We start from the raw sequence: 20,528 nt of genomic DNA, 5'->3' as shown, positions 1-20,528 counted from the left end.
GAGCGCGGAAACCATGTCCGAAACCGGCAGCGTGCTCAAAGGCGATCCGCGGCTCGAAAAGCTGCGCTGGTCGCGGCGGCTTTCACTCACCAGCCGCATCCTCTTCGTCAATGTCCTACCGCTGGTCCTGTTGGGCGGCGGGGTGATCTATGTCGATGCCTATCGCAAACAATTGCTCGACGAGCGCTTCAAGCTCGCACTGGTCGAAGCGCAGATCACCGCCGAAGCGCTGGCCGGGGCGACACCCCAGCGCCAGGAAGCCTTGCTGATCCAGATCGGCAAGGAACAGCGCCTGCGATTGCGCGTCTACGATCCGGACGGCAAACTCGAGGCCGACAGCTTCCAGCTCGCCCCGCCCAGCTTCACCCTGCCGCGCGCAGAGGACGTGGATCAGGGCGCCTTCGCCTTGCAGCTCGACCGCTGGTTCGACCGGGTAGTCGGCGCGCCCGCCCTGCCCGATTATCTCGAACCCGAAAGCGACGATGCGGAGGACTGGCCCGAACTCAGCCGCGCGCGCGAGGAGAGCCTGACGCAGATCGTGCTGCGCGATGCACCCGACGGCACCCATGTCATCAACGCCGCCGCCCCGGTCGGGCTCGACGGCGATACGCTGCTGCTCACGCGCAATCCGGTCGACATCACCGAAAGCGTGCGCGAGGCGCGGTCAACCGTCGCGCTGATCGTGCTGCTGGCGCTGGCGATCTCGACCCTGCTATCGCTGTTCCTGGCCCAAACCATCGTGCGACCCCTGCGCGAGCTGGTGCAGGCCGCGATCCGCGTCCGCCAGGGGCGCGACCGCCAGGTGGAAGTTCCGCGTCTGCCGCAGCGCCGAGACGAAATCGGCATGCTTGCCCGCTCGATATCCGACATGACCGCCGCGCTGCGCCAGCGGATCGATGCGGTGGAACATTTCGCCGCCGACGTGGCCCATGAAATCAAGAACCCGCTCGCATCCTTGCGCAGCGCGACCGAATCGCTGGGCAAGGTCGAGGACCCGGCCCTGCGCGCGCAGTTGCTCGATATCGCGACGCATGACGTGCGCCGGATCGACCGGCTGGTCACCGAGATTTCCGATGCCAGCCGCATCGATGCCGAAATGTCGCGCACCGAGTTCGAGCGGGTCGATCTGGCCCGGCTGCTCTGTACGATCTTCGAAAGCCGCGAGGCGCGCGACGAGAATGAAGGGCGCAGGCTGGAGATATCCGGGGCCGAGCGGCCGGTATGGGTCATGGGCGTTCCCGTGCGGCTCGAACGCGTGATCCAGAACCTGCTCGACAATGCGGTATCCTTCTCCCCTCCGAATGGTCGTATCTGGGCCGACATTTCGCGCCGCGACGATTGGGTGACGCTGGCAATCTGCGACGAAGGGCCGGGCATTCCGGAAGAAAAGCGTGAAAAGGTTTTCCAGCGCTTTCATTCCGACCGGCCCGAGGAAGAGGATTTTGGAAACCATTCGGGTCTCGGCCTTGCCATCGCGCGCACGATTGCCGAAGCGCATGACGGTACGCTGATCGCCGCATCGCGTGAGGACGGCGAATCCGGCGCGTGTCTCAAGCTGGGCCTACCGGCCGCTCAGAAACGATGAGCGCCACTGTTCTTGCCAATGTCACCGGCGTGATCGTCGGCGGCAGGGCGCTGCTGATCGCGGGGCCTCCCGGCGCCGGGAAATCGGCGCTTGCGCTGGCACTGATCGACCGTGGGGCGATGTTGGTGGGCGATGACGCGGTAAGCATCGCCCGCGAGGGCGGGTTCCTCACCGCCTCTCCCCCGCCCAATATCAGGGGATTGATCGAAGTGCGCAATGTCGGGATCGTCGAACTGCCCGTGGCCAGCGGTCCCGTCGCGCTGATCCTCCAGCTCGATCCGGAAGCTCCGCGCTATCCGCTGGACGTCGCGCTGCGCTCGATAGAAGGTCTGGAGGTCCCCGTCCTGAACTTCGCGGCAGGTGATGCGGTACAGGCATTGCGCGCGGAATATGCACTCTCGCTGCATGGACTGCCCCTCCCCAAACGCCGCGAAAACGCATAGGCACCGCCGCTGATGGCCGACGAATCGATTCCCCCCCAGCGTATCCTGCTCGTCACCGGTCTGTCGGGCGCGGGCAAGACCACCGCATTGCAAGTGCTCGAGGATCTGGGCTGGGAGACAATCGACAATTTTCCGATCCGTCTGCTCGGCGGCCTCCTCGCGAGCGAGGGCGGCACTGTCAGCGACACGCCCTTGGCGATCGGCTTCGATTCGCGCACGCGCGGTTTCGTCCCCGCCGAAATCATCGAAATGTGCAAGCAATTCGAAGCGCGGGAGGATGTCGAAATCACCGCTCTCTTTATCGATTGCTCCAGTGCCGAATTGCAGCGACGCTACAACGAAACCCGGCGCCCGCACCCGATGGCGCGCGGTCGGCCTGCGCTCGACGGGATCAAGGCAGAGCGCGAACTGCTGGAGCCGCTGCGCCGCTGGGCCGATATCGTCATCGACACGACCGATTACGCGACCAATCATTTGCAGCAGCTCGTGCGTGAACGGTTTGCGGCCCATGCCGAGGGCAATATGACCGTGACCATTTCGAGCTTCGGTTTCGCCCGTGGCATGCCCCCGCTGGCCGATTTGCTGTTCGACATGCGGTTTCTCGACAATCCGCACTGGGTCGAAGGGCTGCGCGAGAAAACCGGATTGGACAGGGCCGTGGGCGATCACATTTCCGCAGACCCCGCTTTCGCCCCGGCTTTCGAAAGGATTATCGAACTGCTGCATGAAGTCATGCCGCGCTATACGGCGCAGGGACGCAGCTATCTCAACATCGCTTTCGGCTGTACCGGCGGTCGGCACCGCTCGGTCTATAGCGCGGAGCGTGCAGCCGAGGCCTTGCGCAAGGCGGGATTTTCGCCCACGGTCATCCACCGAAATCTCGGTTCGCGTCCCGCCGACCCGCTCGAGCGACGCTAGACCCCGGGGCAAGGAATGGTTAAGCGCCAGACACGCATATCCTTCGGCATCGCAAACGGAACTGAAGCTGCATGATCGGCATGATCCTCGTCACCCACGGCAGACTGGCCGAACACTTCATCGATGCGATGGAACATGTGGTCGGCAAACAGGAGGACGTGGCCACCATTTGTATCGGTCCCAACGACGATATGGAAAAACGCCGCGCGGATATCGCCGATGCGATCAAGCAGGTGGATACCGGCGCGGGCGCCATCATCCTGACCGATCTGTTCGGCGGCACGCCTTCCAACCTCGCCATCTCGCTGCTCGACACCGGCCACATCGAAGTGATCGCAGGCATCAACCTGCCGATGCTCATCCGCCTGGCTGGCGCGCGCAAGAGCATGAATGTGGTCGATGCGGTCAACGCCGCGCAGACCGCCGGCCGCAATTACATCACGGTCGCAAGCGAGTTCCTCGGCCAGGATCTCGACAGCGCGCGGAAAGCCTCTTGAGCGAGCTGCGCAAGCGCATCGAGGTGGTCAACCAGCGCGGCCTGCACGCGCGGGCCAGCGCCAAATTCGTCAATGCGGTCGCCGAACTGCCCAATGGCTGCACGGTTCGCGTGGCGAAGGGTGAAAACGAGGCCGCCGGCGGCTCCATCCTCGGACTGATGATGCTGGGTGCGGCCAAGGGCGATACGATCGAGATCATCGTCGCGGGCGAGAATGCCGATGCGGTCATGGCCGACCTCTCCGCCATGGTCGAGGACGGCTTCGGGGAGCCGTGAAATGACCCGCGAACGCCGGGTCATTACCGGGTTTTCCAATCCCACCGTCAAGGCGCTGCGCGCACTGCGCGAGAAGAAGCACCGCAAGGCCGCAGGCAAGTTCCTCGCCGAAGGACTGCGCCTGCTGACGGATGCGCGCGAATGCGGCCATGTGCCCGAAACGCTCGTGCTCGCCGACCGACGCGATCCGCACCCGCTGCTGTCCGCGCTCGAAGAAGCGGTCAAGGCCAGCGGCGGCGAGGTGATCGAGACAAGCGCCGACATCCTCTCCAAGATCACGGGGAAGGACAATCCGCAAGCGGTCGCGGGGGTCTTCGGCGAGTTCGACACGTCGCTTGCCGCGCTGGACCGTGGCGGCGCAGATATCTGGCTGGTGGCGCAGGCGCTGCGCGATCCGGGCAATCTGGGCACCATGCTGCGCACCGGCGACGCGATCGGCGCGGGCGGGCTGATCCTGATCGACGACTGCGCCGATCCCTTCAGCGTGGAGGCGGTGCGCGCCAGCATGGGCGCGGTGTTCACGCAGAGAATAGCGCAGGCGCGGTGGGACGAATTCGAGCCATGGTTGCGCGGCGGACCCGGCCAGCTCGTCGCCGCGAGCCTGCGCGATGCGCAGCCTTATCGCGGCGCACCCTATGCCGCGCCCTGCTTCGTCTTGGTCGGCAATGAAAGCCGCGGCCTGCCCGACGCCTACGAGATGGCCTGCGACCTGCGGGTAACCATGCCGATGAAAGGCCGCGCGGACAGCCTCAACGCGGCCGTGGCGGCGGCGGTTCTGGGGTATGAGGTGCTGGCAGAGCTGGATAGCTGACCGGAGCGCGCCGTGTGGGGTTCTGCGACGCTACACATGGCAACTGCGAAGCTTCGCCGCCAACTTGCCTTGAACCCAAACCCGTTATACCCAAGCAACACACCCTTCAACTCGCAGATTTCCCGCGCTGGTGGATCAACCCATGTCTTTTCACTTCATAATCCTGGTATCGATCCTCATCGCAGCGGCGTCACCGTTTCAGGCATTTGCCTCGGTAGCGGAAAGAGTTCGAGCGACTCTGGTCATCGACAATGTCGGCGTCATCCCCATGACCGAAAGCGGCGCGACGCTGACCGAGCGAACCGTGGTGATCGAAGACGATCGCATCGTCGCTATCCTGCCCGCCGACAGGAGCCGGGACTACCCAGGCGCGACGCGGATCGACGGTTCGGGAAAATGGCTCCTTCCCGGTTTCAGCGACATGCATGTGCATCTCGGCAACGATCGCATGTTGCGGCTGCTGACCGGGCAAGAGACACCCAAGGACGGAACCGCCGTCCTCCAAGACCTCTTCACGCCCTATATCGCCAACGGCGTGCTGCAGGTCTTCGATCTCGCTTCTATGCCCGAAACGATCGGCCAGCGGATCGAGATCGAAAGCGGACGCATTCTCGGCCCGCACATCGTCACCGCCGCCATGATCGATGGCGAAGAGCCCATCCTCCCGTTCGGGATTTCGAAGGCCGCCGCCACGCCCGCAGACGGCAGGCAGGCCGTCAGAGACGCGCAGGCCGATGGCCATCGTTACGTGAAGATTTACGGGCGCGTGGATCTGCCGACCTTCACCGCTATCCTCGAAGAGGCCCGTTCACGCGGTATCCGCGTAGTCGGTCATATTCCCCAGCGCGGTCAGGGGATGACCGCATCCTTTTTCCAGCCCGGCTACGATCTGGTCGTCCATGCGGAAGAATTCGCGCAGCAAACCGCTATACCGGACAAGACCGCCATTCCCGCCTACGTGCAAATGGCGCGCAGCAACGGCACGGCGCTGGTTGCGACCCTGAGCGCCAACAAGCGCATTCTGGAAATCGCCAGCGATCCGGCATCGCTCGGCACGCGCGAGGACCTGCGCACGCTCTCCCCGGAGTTCTACAGTCTCAATGTCGACCACAATCCCTATGCCGCGCAGTCGAACGAGGGTTTCGTCGGATATGCAGGCAGCATAGTCGATTTCAACGGCCCGTTCGTGCGTGCCTTCTCACAGGCCGGCCTCACGGTGCTGACGGGATCGGACGCCGGCGTGCCCGGCATTGCGCCCGGATATTCCCTGCACGACGAATTCGAAGCGCTGGCAGAGGCCGGACTTGACAACCGGACCATCCTCGAAGGATCCACCCGGCTTGCCGCCAAGTGGCTCGGGGTCGATGACGACAGAGGAACGGTAGCTGCCGGGATGAGAGCCGATCTCGTGCTTCTGGAAGCCAACCCGATCAGCGACATCCGCAACACACGCAAGATCGCGGCCGTCATCCGGAACGGGAGATACATCGACCGCGCCGTACTGGATGGCATGATTGCCGACCTCAGAGAGCGCAACCGCCGCTAGCTATTCGGCCGCCTCGCGCCCTTCACCGGTTCCGTCCTCGATCTGCGCGGCGTCCTCGGCATTGTAGCGCGGGGTCGCTTCCACCTTGGGCACTTCTTCGATCTCACGCTTGCCGATTTCGATGCCCCTTTCGTGCAGTCGGCGCCCGGCGGACAGCACGTTGCGTTCGAAGCTGCCGACGAACTTGTTGTAATTGTTGACTGCGGTTTCGAGCCCCCCGCCGACACGCTTCATGTGTTCGGCGGCGACGGCCAGGCGATCGTAGAGCTCGGCACCGGCTTTTCCGATCTCCACCGCCTCGCGCGCGATCGTGTCCTGCCGCCAGACCTGCGCCACGGTGCGGGCAATCGCAACGAGGTTGGTGGGCGTCGCGAGCAGCACCTTGTTGCGGAAGGCGAAGTCCCACAGTTCGGGATCATGCTCGAGCGCGGCGGCGACGAAATGCTCGCCCGGCACGAACATCACGACATAGTCGGGCGCCTCGTCGAACTGGCTCTGGTAGCCCTTGGTGCCGAGCGTCTGGACATGGCCGCGCATGGCCTTGGCGTGCAGGTCGAGATGGCGCACGCGCTCGCCCTCGTCATCCGCCTCGAAGGCCGCCTGGTAGGCGTTGAGCGACACCTTGGCATCGATCACCAGCTTCTTCTGCCCCGGCACATGAACGATGGCATCGGGACGCAGCCGCCCCTCGTCCGTTTCCATCGAGTGTTCGAGATTGAAATCGGTGTGTTCGGACAGGCCGCATTGCTCGAGCACGTTCTGCAGCGCCCGCTCGCCCCAGCGCCCGCGCGCCTTGGGCGCATTGGTGAGGCTGTTGCCCAGCCGCTGCGCCTCACGCCGGACCTCTTCCTGTCCGCGCTGCATCTCGGTGATCTGCTGGTACAATCGCCCGAAAGCGTCGGTGCGCTTTTCTTCCAGCGCGGCGACCTGTTTCTCGTAAGCCTCCAGCCGCTTGCCCACCGGATCGAGCAAGGCCTTCAATTTTTCCTCGCTGGTCTTTTCCGAATGGCCGAGTCGTTCGTTGGCGCGTTCGAGAAAGGCCTCCTGCGCCTTGGTCAGCACCGCCGAACCGGTGTTTTGGAATTCCTTGAGCAGCTCCTCGCGCGCTTCGATCAACAGGCGTTTTTGCTCGTCGAAATTGGCGGTCTTTTCCTTGAGCGTGGCGAGTTCTGCGGTGAGCGCACCATTGCTGCGACGCAGTTCATCCAGCGCCGCTTCATGGATCTTGCGCGTCTCGCGCAGCTCCGCATCGAGCGCATCGGCGCGGTCGGCGCGCACGCTGGCGTTTTCCAGATCGACGATCGCCTTGCGGAACTTCTCGTCGAGCTCCTTGGCGCGCGTCTCGCTCTCGCCATGGCGCGCCTGCCAGTCCTTGACCGGCGCCATGCCGAAGCGGTGGCCGAGAAAATACCCCAGCCCAAGGCCGAGAACGAGCGCGATGATGGCGAAAAGCGTGGGATCCATCGCGTGACATTAGGCGGAACGGAGGGGGAACGCCAGCCCCTCGACCACCCTACCCACAATCGTCGCTCCGGCCTGCGAGCCGGGGCTAGGCTTGCTTGCGCCAACTCAGCTACCGCGAAGACAAGCGGGACCCCGGATCAAGTCCGGGGTGACGATGATTGGGTACGGCGAGAGAGGCGGATTTACGCCGCTTCGCGCAGCTTCTTGAGCTTCTTCAGCGCCATGTTGCGCTTGAGGCGCGAGAGGTGGTCGATGAAGAGGATGCCTTCGAGATGGTCCATCTCATGCTGGAGGCAGGTGGCCATCAGCCCGTCCAGGTCTTCTTCATGGGTCTCGCCCTCGAGGTCCTGATAGCGCACGCGGCAGGTCGCCGGGCGATCGACATCGGCGAAGATGTCGGGGACCGAGAGGCAGCCTTCCTGGTAGGTCGCCAGTTCATCCGCCGGGTCGAGGATTTCCGGGTTGATGAAGACGCGCGGTTCCTTCTTCACCGGATAGTGCACATGCTCGTGACCGTCATGGCTGCAAGGTTCGGGCTCGGCGTCGGTATCCTCGGGCTGGAGGTCGATCACCAGCACGCGCTTGGGCACGCCGACCTGAATCGCGGCAAGACCGATGCCGGGCGCGGCATACATGGTTTCGAACATGTCGGAGACGAGGGTGTTCAATTCGTCGCCGAATTCGTCGGGTTCGACCTTCGTAGACACGGTCTTGAGCCGGGGGTCCGGCACTTCGAGGATTTCACGGATAGCCATATGCGGCTCAGATAGGCGCGAGCGCGAGATTCTTCAATTGTTCGTTGCGTGAGTTCATTGCGTGCGGGAAGCGCCTCCGCGCTTCCCTTGCGGCTGCACCGGCCCACTCCCCCACCCGGCCACCCATAAGATACCGTGCCGTGGGCGGCCGGGTGGGGAGTGGGCCGGTGCAGCAAGCCTTCGACGGAGGTCGAAGGCGCACCCGACAAAACCTACCCCACCGGCCTTCTGGCTCTCAACGCCTGCGCCAGCGTGCCCTCGTCGAGATAATCCAGCTCGCCGCCGACAGGCAGGCCATGGGCGAGCTGCGTGATCCGCACCGGATGCTCCTCCAGCCGTTCGGCGAGGTAGTGGGCGGTGGTCTGACCCTCCAGCGTGGCGTTCATGGCGAGGACGATCTCGTCGATCCCACCCTCCTCCACACGCGCCAGCAGCGAAGCGATGTTGAGGTCCTCCGGCCGCACACCGTCGAGCGCGGACAGCTTGCCGCCGAGCACATGGTACTTGCCGGTGAACAGCTTCGCCCGGTCGAGCGCCCAGAGATCGGCGACGTCCTCGACCACGCAGAGCGATTTCGTGTCGCGGCGCGGGTCTGCGCAGATGGCGCAGGGATTGGCGGTGTCGACATTGCCGCAGGTGTCGCATTCGATCAGCGCCTCGCCCACCGTCGCCAGCGCCTCGAGCAGCGCGGGCAGCGCGCTTTCGCGGCGTTTGACCAGCCACAGCACCGCACGCCGCGCCGAACGCGGGCCGAGGCCGGGCAGGCGAGCGAGCGCGGCTGCGAGGGTTTCGATCTCTTGCGATGCCATGAGGCGACAGATAGGGGCCGCAGCGAAACAGAGAAAGGCCGTCATGCGCATTATCTTCATGGGATCGCCCGATTTCGCGGTGCCGACGCTGCAGGCACTGGTCGATGCGGCGCATGAGGTGTTGTGCGTCTACACCCAGCCGCCGCGCCCCGGCGGGCGACGCGGCAAGGAGTTGACGAAGACGCCGGTGCACCAGCGCGCCAGCGACCTGGGCATCGAGGTGCGCTATCCCAAGTCGCTCAAACCCGCCGAGGAGCAGGAGGCCTTCGCCGCGCTCGATGCCGATGTGGCGGTGGTTGCCGCTTATGGCCTGATCCTGCCGCAGGCGATCCTCGACGCGCCGAAGCACGGCTGCCTCAATGTCCACGCCTCGATCCTGCCGCACTGGCGCGGTGCGGCGCCGATCCACCGCGCGGTAATGGCGGGCGACCCGGTGACCGGTGTGACGATCATGCAGATGGAGGCAGGTCTTGACACCGGCCCCATGCTCGCCTTCGCGCGCACCCCGATCGAGGACAAGACCACCGGCGAGCTGACCGAGGAGCTGGCCGAAATCGGCGCGCAATTGATGGTCGGCACGCTGATCGATTTCGGCGTCCTTCACCCGCTTCCCCAGGACGATGCGGAGGCGACCTATGCCGCGAAGATCGACAAGGCCGAGGCGCGGATCGACTGGAACCGCCCTGCCGAGGAGGTGGTTCGGCATGTCCACGGCCTGTCCCCCTTCCCCGGTGCGTGGTTCGAACTGGGCGGCGCGCGCGTCAAGCTGCTGCGCGCCGAGGTGGTCGAGGGTTCGGGAACGCCGGGCGCGATCCTCGATGACCACCTAATGATCGCCTGCGGCACCGGCGCGATCCGCCCGGTCAAGCTTCAGCGCGCGGGCAAGCCGGCAATGGACCTCGACACCTTTCTGCGCGGCAATGCGGTGACGCAAGAAACGAACATCAAGTGATGGCAAATGGCGCTCGCATTCTACCGTCGGCGATAGCTTTGCTCCTCTTCGTTTGCGCCTTCCTGATCGGGAATGCTCTCTCTTTGCTTCACCAAGGGGAAGACCAGTACTGGTTTGGGAAGCTGGTCGTTTGGAGCGGCCGGGCGGCCATATTAGCGTGCGTTACATCGGCGCTATTGGCCTACTTCTCTCGGAAAGCAGCGCAATGGACATCATGGGCTGCGCTGGTGCTGGCGTCGCCAATCGCGATCGTGACGATCTTTCCGAACGCCTGGTGTGTTTTCCTGCAATGCAGTGGTGCGTATTGGGAAATTGCGCCGCTGCAATGGGCAGGCATGCTTCTGCTGCTTCCGCAGGTCCTCGCCCTCATCATTCTCGCTTGGCTTGCCCGTTTATGACCCGCTTCGCCCTCACACTCGAATTCGACGGTACGCCCTTCTACGGGCTCCAGCGCCAGAAGGACGGCCCCAGCGTGCAGCAGGCGGTCGAGGAAGCCGCTTTCCGCATACTCGGCGAGGAGGTGCGGCTGCACAGCGCGGGACGGACGGACACCGGCGTCCACGCACTCGCCATGCGCAGCCACATCGACATCGAGAAGGTCATCAAGCCGTTCCGCCTGATGGAGGCGCTCAATGCGCATCTCCGTCCCGATCCGATCGCCGTCACCCATTGCGAGACGGTGCCCGATGACTGGCATGCGCGTTTCTCCTGCACGGGGCGGTCCTATGTTTATCGCATCGTCAACCGCCGTGCGCCGCTGACGCTCGACCTCCACCGCGCCTGGCAGATTGGCACGCCGCTCGACCACGAAGCAATGCACCGCGCGGCACAGGCGCTTGTCGGCTTGCACGATTTCACCACCTTCCGCTCGGTCCATTGCCAGTCGGACAGCCCGGTCAAGACGCTCGACCGGCTCGATGTCGAGCGCGCCAAAACACCTTGGGGCGAGGAGGTGCGCATCCATGCCGAGGCGCGCAGCTTCCTGCATCACCAGGTCCGCAGCATGGTCGGCTGCCTTGCGCTGGTCGGCATGGGCCGCTGGCGCGAGGAACAGGTGGCCGAGGCGCTGGCGGCACGCGACCGGCAGGCGCTCGGGCTCAACGCCCCGCCGCATGGGCTCTATTTCGTCCGCGCGATCTATCCCGAAGACGCTTGACGCAACGTCGCCCTAGCCAAGCGTGCGGCAGCGAGGTAGCGATGCTCCATAAACCGGATTCGAATATGGAGAATGGACATGCCAACCACCGGAAAGCAGCTTTTCACTACTCTTGAAAGCGACGGTACGCTTACGGTCGAAATCGCGAACAGCGAGTTTCGCGATCCCACGGGCAATCAAGTGCTGGTCAAGATGGAAGCTGCGCCGATCAACCCTTCGGACCTCGCGATCCTGACCGGCGCGGCCGATTTCGAGAATGCCGAATACTCGCCCGGCAAGGTCGTCGCCAAGATGCCCGAACCGTTCAATTCGGGGCAGAAGGCGCGCCACGGCCAACGTCTTCCGGCAGGCAATGAAGGTGCCGGCACCGTCGTCGCCACGGGTGACAGCGACATGGCCAAGGCGCTGATGGGCCAGCGCGTCGCCTGCGTACCGGGCAGCGCCTATGCCGAATACGCCATTGCCGACGCCGCCATGTGCCTGCCGCTGGGCGATCACAGCGCCGAGGCCGGTGCATCGAGCTTCGTCAATCCGATGACCGCTCTGGGCTTTGCCGAAAATGCCAAGATGGACGGCCAGAAGGCGATCCTGCACACGGTCGGCGCCTCGAACCTGGGGCAGATGCTGGTCAGGATCTGCCAGGAAGACGGGCTCGATCTCGTCAACATCGTGCGCAAGCAGGAGCATGCGGACCTGCTCACCGGGCTCGGCGCGAAGCACGTGGTCAACTCCTCGGACGAGAACTTCTTCGCCAACCTCAAGGCGACCATCGACGAAACCAACGCCTTTTACGGCTTCGACCCGATCGGCGGCGGCCAAATGGTCGACACCTGCTTCAAGGCGATGGAGCAGGTCGCGGTGTCGAAGATGACCGAGTATTCGCGCTACGGTTCGAACCAGGCGAAGCGCATGTTCATCTATGGCCGCCTCGACTTTTCGCCGACCACGCTGACGCCCTCCTACGGCTTCGGCTGGACGCTGTCGGGCTGGCTGCTGACTCCGTTTCTGCAGCATGCGGGCATGGAAACCGTGATGCGGATGCGCAAGCGCGTGCTCGACAACCTCACCACCACCTTCGCGAGCCACTACAAGACCAAGGTCGATCTCGAAGGCATGCTGACCAAGGACGCGATCCTCGACTATCGCCAGATGAAGACCGGCGAGAAATATCTCGTCATGCCGAACGGATAACCTCCGGAGCAATCATTGCGAGCGAAGCGAAGCAATCCAGGGCCGGTCGGTACCACTCTGGATTGCCGCGCGGCTTCGCCGCTCGCAATGACGTGATCGCTAGCGGGCGTCGAAAGCGCGCTGGATGGCGGCGGGGTCGCTCTCGCCGCCCGCCAGCAGCAATTGCAGCAGAATGCGCGCCTTTTGCGGATTGAGCGCGCGCCCGGCGACGAAGCGGTTTTCGCTATCTTCTGGCTCGCGGTCGACAAGGCCCTCGTCGGCGCGGCTTGCACGAACCACGGGGATGCCGCGATGGGCGAACTTGACCAACTCGGTCCGCGCGCTCTCGGGCATGTTGCCCTCGCCCACGCCCGCAACCACCACGCCGCGCGTGTTCTCGCCGATTTGTCGCCTCACGGCCGCCCCGTCGAGCCCTGCATGAGCGAAGACGACAATCACCTCGGGCAGTGTTTCGGGCCAGGCGAAGGCGGTCTGCGTTTCGCTGCGCCAAGGGGCACCGAACCATTCGAGCGAGGCGGGCGTTACCAGCCCGACCGATTCGCGCGGGAAGCCGCGAAACGCTTCGGTCCCGCGGGTGCGCACCTTGCGCACATCGCGCGCGGCGAACACGCGGTCGCCCATCACCACCAGCACCCCGCGCCCGGCGGCTTGCGCATCGCTCGCCACGCGCACGGCATTGGCGAAGTTCCTGAGCCCGTCATAACCGACCGCATCGGCGGGCCGCATCGCCCCGACCACCACCACCGGCTTGGTCGCGGGCAGCGTCAGGTCGAGCAGGAAGGCGGTTTCTTCCAGCGTATCGGTGCCATGGGTGACGATAATGCCCTGGCAATCCCCGTCTGCCAGCGCGGCCAGCGCGGCGATATGCAGCGAGTGCCAAGCATCCGGCCCAATATCCGCCGAATCGATATTTGCGATCTGCGTGCCCGACAGCTCGGCTTCGAGACCAAGCCCGCCGACGCGTTCGAGATAGTCCTCGATCCCGATCTCGCCCGCGCGATAATCATGCGCGATGGCAGACCCGGCAATCCCGGCAATCGTGCCGCCGGTGGCGAGAACCGTGAGCTTTGTCGTCATGGCTGCACCGCCTAGCGCCGCCGATGCAAACTCGGCAATTGATTTTGACGATTTGGGCGCTATGTGCAGCACACCGCCGACATGGCGGTTCCCGTGGTTGGGGCGATTAGCTCAGTTGGTAGAGCATCTCGTTTACACCGAGAGGGTCGGCAGTTCGAGCCTGTCATCGCCCACCACTTCCCGCAGATACGCCGAGCACTACTCCGCGATAGCCGCGTCGATGGCGGCGCGGGCCTCTTCCGACGACCAGTCGTAATCGCCCTGCACGCGCCAGACTTCGCGGCCGAGCGAATCGTAAAGCACCGTGGTCGGCATCATTCCGCCGCCGATCGCAAAGCCGAGTTCGTTCTGCGGGTCCATCCACGGTTCGAGCATGGCGAAATCGCCCTGCGCGAAGAACGGCTCCACCTTGTCCGCCCCCTGCATGTCCTGGCTGACGGTCAGGACCCTCAGGCGCCCCTCGTATTCGCTCGCCAGTTCGTCGAGTAGCGGCATCTCCTTGACGCAGGGCGCACACCAGGTGGCCCAGAGATTCACCAATACGGGCATACCCTGCAACGCGCCGAGATTGAGCACGCGTCCATCGGGATCGGTGACATTGGCCGCCGGCATCAGCGTCCCTGCCTCGCCGTCGTCGATCCGGCCGGTTGGCGCGGGTGAAGCGGTGCTTTCTTGCGCCGCATCGGACGCGCCCCTATCGCAGCCCGCGACAGCAAGACCGAGGGTAATGGCAAGCGTGAACGACAAGCGGGACAAGGAAAGCTCCAATTCGATGTGGGGCGGCAGGTTCGCCGAGGGGCCTAGCGCGATCATGCGCGAAATCAACGCCTCGATCCCCTTCGACAAGGCTCTCTGGCGCGAGGATATAGCGGGCAGCCGCGCGCATGTAGCCATGCTGGCCAAACAGGGCATCGTGAGCGAGGCCGACGCCAAGGCCATCGACGAGGGTCTTCAACAGATCGCGGGCGAATACGAGCGCGATGGGGTGCCCGAGGACTGGGATCTCGAAGACATCCACATGACCGTGGAAGCGCGGCTGACCGAAATCGTCGGCCCCGCCGCCGGGCGCCTCCATACCGCGCGCAGTCGCAACGATCAGGTGGCGACCGATTTCCGCATGTGGGTGCGCGTCGCCATGCAACGCGCCGTCGCCGGGATCGACGCCGTGCTGGGCGCGCTGGTAGTCCGGGCGGAAGAGCATGCGGACAGTATCATGCCCGGCTTCACGCATTTGCAGACCGCGCAGCCGGTGACGCTCGGCCATCACCTGCTGGCCTATTTCGAGATGCTGATGCGCGACCGTTCGCGCTTTGCCGATGCGCTGACGCGGCTGGACGAGTGCCCGCTGGGTTCGGCGGCGCTCGCGGGCACCGGATTCGATCTCGATCGCGACATGACCGCCGCAGCGCTCGGTTTTGCAAGGCCGACGCGCAACAGCCTCGATGCCGTATCCGATCGCGATTTCGCGCTCGATTACCTGATGGCGGCGAGCCAGTGCTCGCTGCATCTCAGCCGTCTGGCGGAAGAGTTCATCATCTGGGCGAGCCAGCCCTTCGGCTTCGTCAAGCTGCCTGATACGCTCTCGACCGGCAGTTCGATCATGCCGCAAAAACGCAATCCCGACGCCGCCGAACTGGTGCGCGGCCATGCGGGCCGAGTGATCGGCTGCGCTACCAGCCTGATGGTCACGATGAAGGGCCTGCCCCTCGCCTATTCGAAGGACATGCAGGACGACAAACCGCCGGTTTTCGAAGCGGCGGGCCTGATCGACCTGAGCCTGGCCGCCATGGCGGGGATGGTGGCCGATAGCGGGTTCGACACCGCGCGCATGCGCAAGGCGGCCGAGGCGGGGCACGCCACCGCCACGGACCTTGCCGACTGGCTGGTGCGGCAAGCGGACATCCCGTTCCGCGAGGCGCATCACATCACCGGCGCGGCGGTCAAGCTGGCGGACGAGAAAGGTGTCGCGCTAGACGGCCTGGCCATCGACGATCTCACGGCGATCGACCCCCGCATCGACGAGCGCGTGTTCGATGCACTGTCGGTCGATGCCTCGGTCGCGGCGCGCGCTTCCTATGGCGGCACGGCGCCGGTTCGCGTAAGGGAGCAGGTGGCCGCGGCGAAGCAGCGCCTCGGGATGGAGGATTGATGCGTTACCGGGTCACACTTGTCGCCGCACTAATGCTGGGCGCCTGCGGGCAGAAAGCCCCGCTCGAACCCGTGGAAGGCGCCTCGCTGCCCCCGGCTCCCTATGGCGCGGCGGTGCAGCCCGATGCCGACGAGCTGCTCGTGCTCGATCCCGAAGCGGCACCGGCTCGCAATGTCGAATTGCGCACCCGGTCGGAAGAACGCGAAGACGATCCCTTCGACCTCCCGCCCGAGTGATATCAAGATAACAAGCAAGCCTTGCTCGACATAGGCGCGGGCTTTCGGCACAGGCGCGCGCATGGATCATTTCCAGCATCGAGACGGCGTGCTGTACGCCGAAGACGTTCCCCTGCCGCGCATTGCCGAGGAAGTGGGGACCCCTGTCTATGTCTATTCGCGCGCGACGCTGGAACGGCACGCGCGCGTATTCCGCGAGGCGCTTTCCGGCCTCGACGATCCGCACATCGCCTTTGCGGTGAAGGCCAATCCCAATCTTGCCGTGCTGAAGATCCTCGCGAACGAGGGGTACGGCGCCGATGTCGTCTCGGGCGGGGAGCTGACACGCGCACTGGCTGCCGGAATGAAGCCGGAAGACATCGTGTTTTCGGGCGTCGGCAAAACCCATGCCGAATTGCTGCAGGGTCTCGATGAAGGCATTGGCCAGTTCAACATCGAGAGCGAGGAAGAGGGTTACGAACTGGCCGCCATCGCCCGGCGTCACGGCAAGCGCGCCGCCTGTGCGCTGCGGGTCAATCCCGATGTCGATGCGCGCACGCATGAAAAGATTTCGACCGGCAAACGCGAAAACAAATTCGGTGTCCCGCTGGATCGCGCGGCGGAAATCTATGCGGGGCTGGCGCGTGAAGATGGCCTCGATATGCGCGGTATCGCGGTTCATATCGGCAGTCAGCTTTCCTCGCTGGAGCCGCTAGAAACCGCTTTCGTCAAGGTCGGCACACTGATTGCCGAATTGCGCGACAAGGGTTGCGCGGTGACGCACGCCGATCTCGGCGGCGGGCTCGGCGTGCCTTACAAGGCGGGCGAACAATTGCCCGCCCCCGCCGATTATGGCGCGATGGTGGCGCGCGTCACCAAGGGCTGGAATGTCCGTCTCATGTTCGAACCCGGCCGCGTGATCGCCGGCAATGCAGGCGTATTGCTGACCCGCGTGATCCGCTCGAAGCGCAGCGGAAACGGTCCTCCCTTCGTCGTCGTCGATGCGGCGATGAACGACCTTGCGCGGCCTGCCATGTACGGCGCCTGGCACGATTTCGAAGCAGTGGAGCCCACGGGCGAGAAAATGACCGCGCATATCGTCGGCCCGATCTGCGAAACGGGCGATACCTTTGCCATGGACCGCGAATGCGATGCCCTGGTAGCTGGAGACCTGGCGGTTTTTCGTACTGCCGGAGCCTATGGCGCGACCATGGCCTCGTCGTACAATTCGCGCGGCTTCGTGGCCGAAACGCTGGTCGACGGCGACCGCTACGCCGTGGTCGCCGACCGGATCGCGGCCAGTGCGATCATGGATGCGGAGCGCGTTCCGGAATGGCTCGGCTGATGCGCCGGTACCATGCATAGCCTTCCTCTCTTCCACCGCATCCGCGGAGAGCGGGTGGTGGTCGTGGGGACGGGCGACATGGCTGCGGCGAAAGCCCGGCTGGTGGAGCGTTCCGGGGGCCTGCCCTGCCCCGAAACCGAAGCCCATCACGCGAGGATCGCTTTCGTCGCGCTCGAGGACAGCCGCGCTGCAGAGGCGGCCGCTCTGCGGCTCAAGCGCGCGGGGCTGCTGGTGAACGTCGCCGACAGGCCCGATTTGTGCGATTTCACTCTGCCGAGTGTGCTCGACCGCGATCCGGTGCTGGTGGCGGTGAGCACGGGCGGTGCCTCGGCAGGGCTTGCCAAGCACCTGCGGCTGCGGCTGGAGGCGATTCTGCCCCAATCGCTAGGACCGCTGGCGACGGCACTGGCAGCTGCGCGCGATGCCATCCGTGCCCGCTTCCCCGATGGCAATGCGCGGCGACGGGCGATCGACACCGCTTTGCAGGAAGGGGGCGCGCTCGATCCATTCGCGAACTTCGAGGCCGGGACAGTGCAGCAATGGCTGGCCGCGAGGAACGCGACCAAGCGGAGCGAAGTGCTGGATTTCACGCTGACCAGCAGCGATCCCGAGGAACTGACACTGCGGCAGGCACGCGCGTTGGGCATGGCCGATACCGTATTGCACGATCCGCAGGTGTCCGAAGAAGTGCTGGTCCGGGCGCGCGCCGACGCGGTGCGCGCGGCGCTTCCCGCCACGCCGCCGGAAGATGGGCTGACCGTCATCCTGAGACTGGGTCAGATAACCGCCAGTTCCCCGGCACGCACTTCGGCGAAATAGCGCGCCATTGCATCGGCAGTGTTGTCGGCCAACGCAATATAGGCTCGGCGGCGATCGTGCGGGTCGGAAACCCGCACCAGGAGATCGGCATCGACCATCTGGCCGATCCAGCGCAGCGCAGTCGTCGCCGGGACCCCGGCCGCAATACACAGCGAGGTGACGCTGACCTGCTGCCGCTCAGCCCGTGCAGCCGCCAGATCGAGCAATATGTCCCAGGCGGGATCGGCGAAGTGGTCGGCATCGAAATAACGCGCGCGCAACTGGCGGGCCTTGATCAACCGCCGGATGACGGCAGCATCGGGAAGGCGGGGACGGTCATCGTCCTTACGGGTCGGCTCATATTCGTGCCCCTCGCCCTGCCAAGCCGTGGTCGGCGCTTCGAAGCGGAACGCCCCGCCCCCTTCGCGCTGGCCGGGCGAGAGCATCTCGAGCCGTTCCGCAAGCCGACCGACCTGCTCGGTCAGGCGCAAAAGCATGATCCGGTCCTCCTCGCCCATTTCGCGCAATCGCAGATTGGAAATGCGCGCCAGCACCCGGCCGATGGCGATCACCCGTTCGGCCCTTCCGGGATCGACGAGGATCTGCGGAGACGACATGGAAAAGCAAGCGAACACGCTGTCGAGCGCGGCCATTGTTGTCGAAACCACCATCTGTGCGCCCGCCTTGCCGCCGCGCATGTCGAGCCGGGAAAACAGCGCCAGCGCATCGGCACTCGCCTGCCCACAATCGATCAACACCAGATCGCCCAGCGCGGCGAGCGGTCCCTGTGCATACTCCTCCAGACTGCAACATTCGAGGAGGCGGAATCCGGCCGCCAATGCATCTTCACGCATTTCGGCGCGAACATGATCGCGATCCGCCAGCACGGTCACCGAAAGCCGACTGCCGGAAGAATCGCTTACCGGTTCGTAGCTGAAATTGGCCTGCATCGAGTCGCACTCCTTGTTCGAACGAGAAACATAATGAGAACAAATACAGATCACGTCAAGAAGCGAGGCGAAAATCACTCGCCCGATTGAACCATTAGCCGTCTTGCTGCGACTATCGGATCATGAAGGGCCGGAACGCCAAAGCGCCGTCGGCGGAACGGCTCTACGACGAACTGCTCGTCACGCTGGTGCAATCGGGCGACCGGCGCGCCGGGGAGAGGCTGGCCATACGCTGGCAGCCACGATTGGCGCGCACCGCCCGTCGGCTTCTGGCCGATGACGAAGCGGCGCTGGGAGTGGTTCAGGAGACTTGGCTGTCGATCCTGCGCGGGGTCGAGGGCTTGCGCGATCCGACCCGCTTTGCGCCCTGGGCCTTCGGCATCCTGCGCCGACGATGCACGGATCATATCCGGAGGGCGCAGTCGAACAGATTGCACAGGGCCGAGAGCGGGGAAGAGCCCGATCTGCCCGCCACGGCGGACGATGCATTAGCCATCCGTCAGGCCTTCGCTGCGCTACCCCGCGATCAGCGATTCGCCGCGCAACTGTTCTTCGTCGAAGGGCTCACCCTCGCCGAGATCGCCGAGGTGCAGCAAGTGCCGCTGGGCACCGCCAAGACGCGCCTCTTCCACGCTCGCCGCAAGCTGAAAGTGGCCCTGAGCGAAGACAAACCAGGAGAAGACCTATGACCGATATCGACGACCAGATCCGCACCGCGCTCGACGCGGACGACAGAGCATTTCTCGACCGGCTGGAGGAGGATCGCGGCATGTTCCGACAGATCGGCGATGCCATGGGCGGCGCGCTGGGCGGCTGGGCCAAGCTCATGGCGGTGGTATCCTTCGCCCTCGGTGCGGCAATGATCTACACGCTCTATCAGGCGCTCGTCGCACCTGACGTGCGCGAGACGGTGCTGTGGAGCCTCGCAACGATCGCGGCGCTGATTGCGCAGGGTTTCCTCAAGGAATGGTTTTTCAACCGCATGAACATGCTCACGGTCCTGCGCGAAGTGAAACGGCTGCAGGTGCAGTTGGCGATGCTGGAGGATCGGCGCGGTTAGGGCCTGATCTCTATCGGGGTTCCGTCGGGCACCAGGCTCCACAGCTCGGCGATCTCGGCATTCGAGAGCGCGATGCAGCCATCGGTCCAGTCGCCCGGCACCCGCTCGTCGAAGGGCAGGCCATTGGGCTGGCCGTGGATGAAGATCAGCCCGCCGGGAGAGCGGCCCCGGGCACGCGCATAGGCCCTGTCCCGCGCGTTGGGATAGTCGATATGCAGGCTGAGATAGAAGCTCGACTGCTCGTTGCCATAGGTGATCGTATACCGCCCTTCCGGGGTACGCTCGTCCCCCTGAAAGCGTTTGTGGCCCATCGGCCGGTCACCATATTGCAGGCCAGAATAGCTTCGGATCACCCGGCCGCCCTGATACACCCACAATTTACGGTCCGACTTGTCGACGAGAACGAAATCCGCCCGCTCTCCCGCCCGCGCCTGCTGGGCATGGGCCTGCGATGCTGGCAACGCTGCTGCGGCAACTGCGATCGCTGAAGAGAGGGCGAGGCTGCGCATGATGGTTCCACCATAACGCGCAA

The 20,528-nt window shown here is 64.7% G+C and carries 24 protein-coding genes and 1 tRNA gene; 18 read left to right on the top strand and 7 right to left on the bottom strand.

What is annotated here, in order from left to right:
- The first annotated feature begins 13 nt into the window (after positions 1 to 13).
- The 7 genes from DVR09_RS06585 to DVR09_RS06555 all read left to right on the top strand — a co-directional run bounded on the left by DVR09_RS06585 (position 14) and on the right by DVR09_RS06555 (position 6,075).
- Entirely contained in the window at positions 14 to 1,585 is a 1,572-nt protein-coding gene (locus DVR09_RS06585; RefSeq protein WP_115416238.1) for a stimulus-sensing domain-containing protein, read from the top strand.
- Positions 1,582 to 2,028: an HPr kinase/phosphorylase gene (locus DVR09_RS06580; protein WP_115416237.1), complete on the top strand. Its 447-nt coding sequence runs from the start codon at positions 1,582 to 1,584 to the stop codon at positions 2,026 to 2,028. The genes DVR09_RS06585 and DVR09_RS06580 overlap by 4 nt, the downstream gene beginning before the upstream one ends.
- A 12-nt stretch (positions 2,029 to 2,040) precedes the next feature.
- On the top strand, positions 2,041 to 2,946 hold the full coding sequence (gene rapZ / locus DVR09_RS06575; protein WP_115416236.1) for an RNase adapter RapZ: 906 nt from the start codon (positions 2,041 to 2,043) through the stop codon (positions 2,944 to 2,946).
- Positions 2,947 to 3,017: 71 nt separating this feature from the next.
- Positions 3,018 to 3,443, top strand: a complete 426-nt coding sequence (locus tag DVR09_RS06570) for a PTS sugar transporter subunit IIA (RefSeq protein ID WP_115416235.1) — start codon at positions 3,018 to 3,020, stop codon at positions 3,441 to 3,443.
- Positions 3,440 to 3,718: an HPr family phosphocarrier protein gene (locus DVR09_RS06565; RefSeq protein ID WP_115416234.1), complete on the top strand. Its 279-nt coding sequence runs from the start codon at positions 3,440 to 3,442 to the stop codon at positions 3,716 to 3,718. Before DVR09_RS06570 ends, DVR09_RS06565 begins: the two co-directional genes overlap by 4 nt.
- 1 nt (position 3,719) lies before the next feature.
- A complete protein-coding gene (locus DVR09_RS06560; protein WP_115416233.1) occupies positions 3,720 to 4,529 on the top strand; it encodes a TrmH family RNA methyltransferase in 810 nt (269 codons plus the stop codon).
- Between the two features lie 142 nt (positions 4,530 to 4,671).
- Positions 4,672 to 6,075, top strand: coding sequence for an amidohydrolase family protein (locus DVR09_RS06555; RefSeq protein WP_115416232.1), 1,404 nt, complete (start codon positions 4,672 to 4,674; stop codon positions 6,073 to 6,075).
- Here the strand turns inward: DVR09_RS06555 and DVR09_RS06550 are convergent, their stop codons facing one another.
- From DVR09_RS06550 to recR, 3 genes are all read right to left on the bottom strand, one after another.
- Positions 6,076 to 7,539, bottom strand: a complete 1,464-nt coding sequence (locus DVR09_RS06550; protein WP_115416231.1) for a DNA recombination protein RmuC — start codon at positions 7,537 to 7,539, stop codon at positions 6,076 to 6,078.
- 182 nt (positions 7,540 to 7,721) lie between these two features.
- Positions 7,722 to 8,294 carry a peptide deformylase gene (locus DVR09_RS06545; RefSeq protein ID WP_115416230.1) on the bottom strand — a complete coding sequence of 191 codons (573 nt, stop codon included), beginning with the start codon at positions 8,292 to 8,294 and terminating at the stop codon, positions 7,722 to 7,724.
- 212 nt (positions 8,295 to 8,506) lie between these two features.
- On the bottom strand, positions 8,507 to 9,103 hold the full coding sequence (gene recR / locus DVR09_RS06540; protein ID WP_115417829.1) for a recombination mediator RecR: 597 nt from the start codon (positions 9,101 to 9,103) through the stop codon (positions 8,507 to 8,509).
- 43 nt (positions 9,104 to 9,146) lie between these two features.
- On the opposite strand from recR, the gene fmt reads away from it, so the two are divergent.
- The 4 genes from fmt to DVR09_RS06520 all read left to right on the top strand — a co-directional run bounded on the left by fmt (position 9,147) and on the right by DVR09_RS06520 (position 12,402).
- Positions 9,147 to 10,055, top strand: coding sequence for a methionyl-tRNA formyltransferase (fmt, locus tag DVR09_RS06535; RefSeq protein WP_115416229.1), 909 nt, complete (start codon positions 9,147 to 9,149; stop codon positions 10,053 to 10,055).
- A complete protein-coding gene (locus DVR09_RS06530; RefSeq protein WP_115416228.1) occupies positions 10,055 to 10,453 on the top strand; it encodes a hypothetical protein in 399 nt (132 codons plus the stop codon). Before fmt ends, DVR09_RS06530 begins: the two co-directional genes overlap by 1 nt.
- Positions 10,450 to 11,211: a tRNA pseudouridine(38-40) synthase TruA gene (gene truA, locus DVR09_RS06525; protein WP_115416227.1), complete on the top strand. Its 762-nt coding sequence runs from the start codon at positions 10,450 to 10,452 to the stop codon at positions 11,209 to 11,211. The genes DVR09_RS06530 and truA overlap by 4 nt, the downstream gene beginning before the upstream one ends.
- Positions 11,212 to 11,289: 78 nt before the next feature.
- On the top strand, positions 11,290 to 12,402 hold the full coding sequence (locus tag DVR09_RS06520) for a zinc-binding dehydrogenase (RefSeq protein ID WP_115417828.1): 1,113 nt from the start codon (positions 11,290 to 11,292) through the stop codon (positions 12,400 to 12,402).
- Positions 12,403 to 12,501: 99 nt separating this feature from the next.
- Here the strand turns inward: DVR09_RS06520 and DVR09_RS06515 are convergent, their stop codons facing one another.
- Positions 12,502 to 13,479 (bottom strand): asparaginase, encoded by a 978-nt coding sequence (locus DVR09_RS06515; protein ID WP_115416226.1) that lies wholly within the window; start codon positions 13,477 to 13,479, stop codon positions 12,502 to 12,504.
- A 100-nt stretch (positions 13,480 to 13,579) separates the two neighbouring features.
- On the opposite strand from DVR09_RS06515, the gene DVR09_RS06510 reads away from it, so the two are divergent.
- Positions 13,580 to 13,655, top strand: a tRNA-Val gene (locus tag DVR09_RS06510).
- Positions 13,656 to 13,677: 22 nt separating this feature from the next.
- On the opposite strand, the gene DVR09_RS06505 is transcribed toward DVR09_RS06510, so the two are convergent.
- Positions 13,678 to 14,235, bottom strand: a complete 558-nt coding sequence (locus DVR09_RS06505; RefSeq protein WP_369692563.1) for a TlpA family protein disulfide reductase — start codon at positions 14,233 to 14,235, stop codon at positions 13,678 to 13,680.
- A gap of 16 nt (positions 14,236 to 14,251) precedes the next feature.
- On the opposite strand from DVR09_RS06505, the gene argH reads away from it, so the two are divergent.
- The 4 genes from argH to DVR09_RS06485 all read left to right on the top strand — a co-directional run bounded on the left by argH (position 14,252) and on the right by DVR09_RS06485 (position 18,007).
- A complete protein-coding gene (argH, locus tag DVR09_RS06500) occupies positions 14,252 to 15,628 on the top strand; it encodes an argininosuccinate lyase (RefSeq protein ID WP_115416225.1) in 1,377 nt (458 codons plus the stop codon).
- Positions 15,628 to 15,864 carry an LPS translocon maturation chaperone LptM gene (gene lptM / locus DVR09_RS06495; protein ID WP_115416224.1) on the top strand — a complete coding sequence of 79 codons (237 nt, stop codon included), beginning with the start codon at positions 15,628 to 15,630 and terminating at the stop codon, positions 15,862 to 15,864. Before argH ends, lptM begins: the two co-directional genes overlap by 1 nt.
- A gap of 61 nt (positions 15,865 to 15,925) precedes the next feature.
- Positions 15,926 to 17,188, top strand: coding sequence for a diaminopimelate decarboxylase (gene lysA, locus DVR09_RS06490; RefSeq protein WP_115416223.1), 1,263 nt, complete (start codon positions 15,926 to 15,928; stop codon positions 17,186 to 17,188).
- 12 nt (positions 17,189 to 17,200) lie between these two features.
- Positions 17,201 to 18,007 (top strand): precorrin-2 dehydrogenase/sirohydrochlorin ferrochelatase family protein, encoded by an 807-nt coding sequence (locus DVR09_RS06485; RefSeq protein ID WP_115416222.1) that lies wholly within the window; start codon positions 17,201 to 17,203, stop codon positions 18,005 to 18,007.
- Here DVR09_RS06485 and DVR09_RS06480 read toward each other — a convergent pair.
- A complete protein-coding gene (locus DVR09_RS06480; protein WP_115417826.1) occupies positions 17,965 to 18,936 on the bottom strand; it encodes a helix-turn-helix domain-containing protein in 972 nt (323 codons plus the stop codon). The genes DVR09_RS06485 and DVR09_RS06480 overlap by 43 nt on opposite strands.
- Positions 18,937 to 19,058: 122 nt before the next feature.
- On the opposite strand from DVR09_RS06480, the gene DVR09_RS06475 reads away from it, so the two are divergent.
- On the top strand, positions 19,059 to 19,625 hold the full coding sequence (locus DVR09_RS06475) for an RNA polymerase sigma factor (protein ID WP_115416221.1): 567 nt from the start codon (positions 19,059 to 19,061) through the stop codon (positions 19,623 to 19,625).
- Complete coding sequence (locus DVR09_RS06470; RefSeq protein ID WP_115416220.1) at positions 19,622 to 19,996, top strand: DUF6768 family protein; 375 nt, start codon at positions 19,622 to 19,624, stop codon at positions 19,994 to 19,996. The genes DVR09_RS06475 and DVR09_RS06470 overlap by 4 nt, the downstream gene beginning before the upstream one ends.
- On the opposite strand, the gene DVR09_RS06465 is transcribed toward DVR09_RS06470, so the two are convergent.
- Positions 19,993 to 20,505 carry a L,D-transpeptidase family protein gene (locus DVR09_RS06465; protein ID WP_115417825.1) on the bottom strand — a complete coding sequence of 171 codons (513 nt, stop codon included), beginning with the start codon at positions 20,503 to 20,505 and terminating at the stop codon, positions 19,993 to 19,995. The two genes, DVR09_RS06470 and DVR09_RS06465, sit on opposite strands and share 4 nt — an antisense overlap.
- Positions 20,506 to 20,528: the final 23 nt, after the last annotated feature.

It is taken from the genome of Erythrobacter aureus, from assembly GCF_003355455.1.
GTDB classification, from domain to species: Bacteria; Pseudomonadota; Alphaproteobacteria; order Sphingomonadales; family Sphingomonadaceae; genus Qipengyuania; species Qipengyuania aurea.
This window is presented reverse-complemented; position numbering and strand designations above follow the sequence as displayed.

Coding starts and splice junctions, on each gene's coding strand:
- DVR09_RS06585 (WP_115416238.1), top strand. CDS start 14: ATGTCCGAAACCGGCAGCGTGCTCAAAGGCGATCCGCGGCTCGAAAAG.
- DVR09_RS06580 (WP_115416237.1), top strand. CDS start 1,582: ATGAGCGCCACTGTTCTTGCCAATGTCACCGGCGTGATCGTCGGCGGC.
- rapZ (WP_115416236.1), top strand. CDS start 2,041: ATGGCCGACGAATCGATTCCCCCCCAGCGTATCCTGCTCGTCACCGGT.
- DVR09_RS06570 (WP_115416235.1), top strand. CDS start 3,018: ATGATCGGCATGATCCTCGTCACCCACGGCAGACTGGCCGAACACTTC.
- DVR09_RS06560 (WP_115416233.1), top strand. CDS start 3,720: ATGACCCGCGAACGCCGGGTCATTACCGGGTTTTCCAATCCCACCGTC.
- DVR09_RS06555 (WP_115416232.1), top strand. CDS start 4,672: ATGTCTTTTCACTTCATAATCCTGGTATCGATCCTCATCGCAGCGGCG.
- DVR09_RS06550 (WP_115416231.1), bottom strand. CDS start 7,539: ATGGATCCCACGCTTTTCGCCATCATCGCGCTCGTTCTCGGCCTTGGG.
- DVR09_RS06545 (WP_115416230.1), bottom strand. CDS start 8,294: ATGGCTATCCGTGAAATCCTCGAAGTGCCGGACCCCCGGCTCAAGACC.
- recR (WP_115417829.1), bottom strand. CDS start 9,103: ATGGCATCGCAAGAGATCGAAACCCTCGCAGCCGCGCTCGCTCGCCTG.
- fmt (WP_115416229.1), top strand. CDS start 9,147: ATGCGCATTATCTTCATGGGATCGCCCGATTTCGCGGTGCCGACGCTG.
- DVR09_RS06530 (WP_115416228.1), top strand. CDS start 10,055: ATGGCAAATGGCGCTCGCATTCTACCGTCGGCGATAGCTTTGCTCCTC.
- truA (WP_115416227.1), top strand. CDS start 10,450: ATGACCCGCTTCGCCCTCACACTCGAATTCGACGGTACGCCCTTCTAC.
- DVR09_RS06520 (WP_115417828.1), top strand. CDS start 11,290: ATGCCAACCACCGGAAAGCAGCTTTTCACTACTCTTGAAAGCGACGGT.
- DVR09_RS06515 (WP_115416226.1), bottom strand. CDS start 13,479: ATGACGACAAAGCTCACGGTTCTCGCCACCGGCGGCACGATTGCCGGG.
- argH (WP_115416225.1), top strand. CDS start 14,252: ATGTGGGGCGGCAGGTTCGCCGAGGGGCCTAGCGCGATCATGCGCGAA.
- lptM (WP_115416224.1), top strand. CDS start 15,628: ATGCGTTACCGGGTCACACTTGTCGCCGCACTAATGCTGGGCGCCTGC.
- lysA (WP_115416223.1), top strand. CDS start 15,926: ATGGATCATTTCCAGCATCGAGACGGCGTGCTGTACGCCGAAGACGTT.
- DVR09_RS06485 (WP_115416222.1), top strand. CDS start 17,201: ATGCATAGCCTTCCTCTCTTCCACCGCATCCGCGGAGAGCGGGTGGTG.
- DVR09_RS06480 (WP_115417826.1), bottom strand. CDS start 18,936: ATGCAGGCCAATTTCAGCTACGAACCGGTAAGCGATTCTTCCGGCAGT.
- DVR09_RS06475 (WP_115416221.1), top strand. CDS start 19,059: ATGAAGGGCCGGAACGCCAAAGCGCCGTCGGCGGAACGGCTCTACGAC.
- DVR09_RS06470 (WP_115416220.1), top strand. CDS start 19,622: ATGACCGATATCGACGACCAGATCCGCACCGCGCTCGACGCGGACGAC.
- DVR09_RS06465 (WP_115417825.1), bottom strand. CDS start 20,505: ATGCGCAGCCTCGCCCTCTCTTCAGCGATCGCAGTTGCCGCAGCAGCG.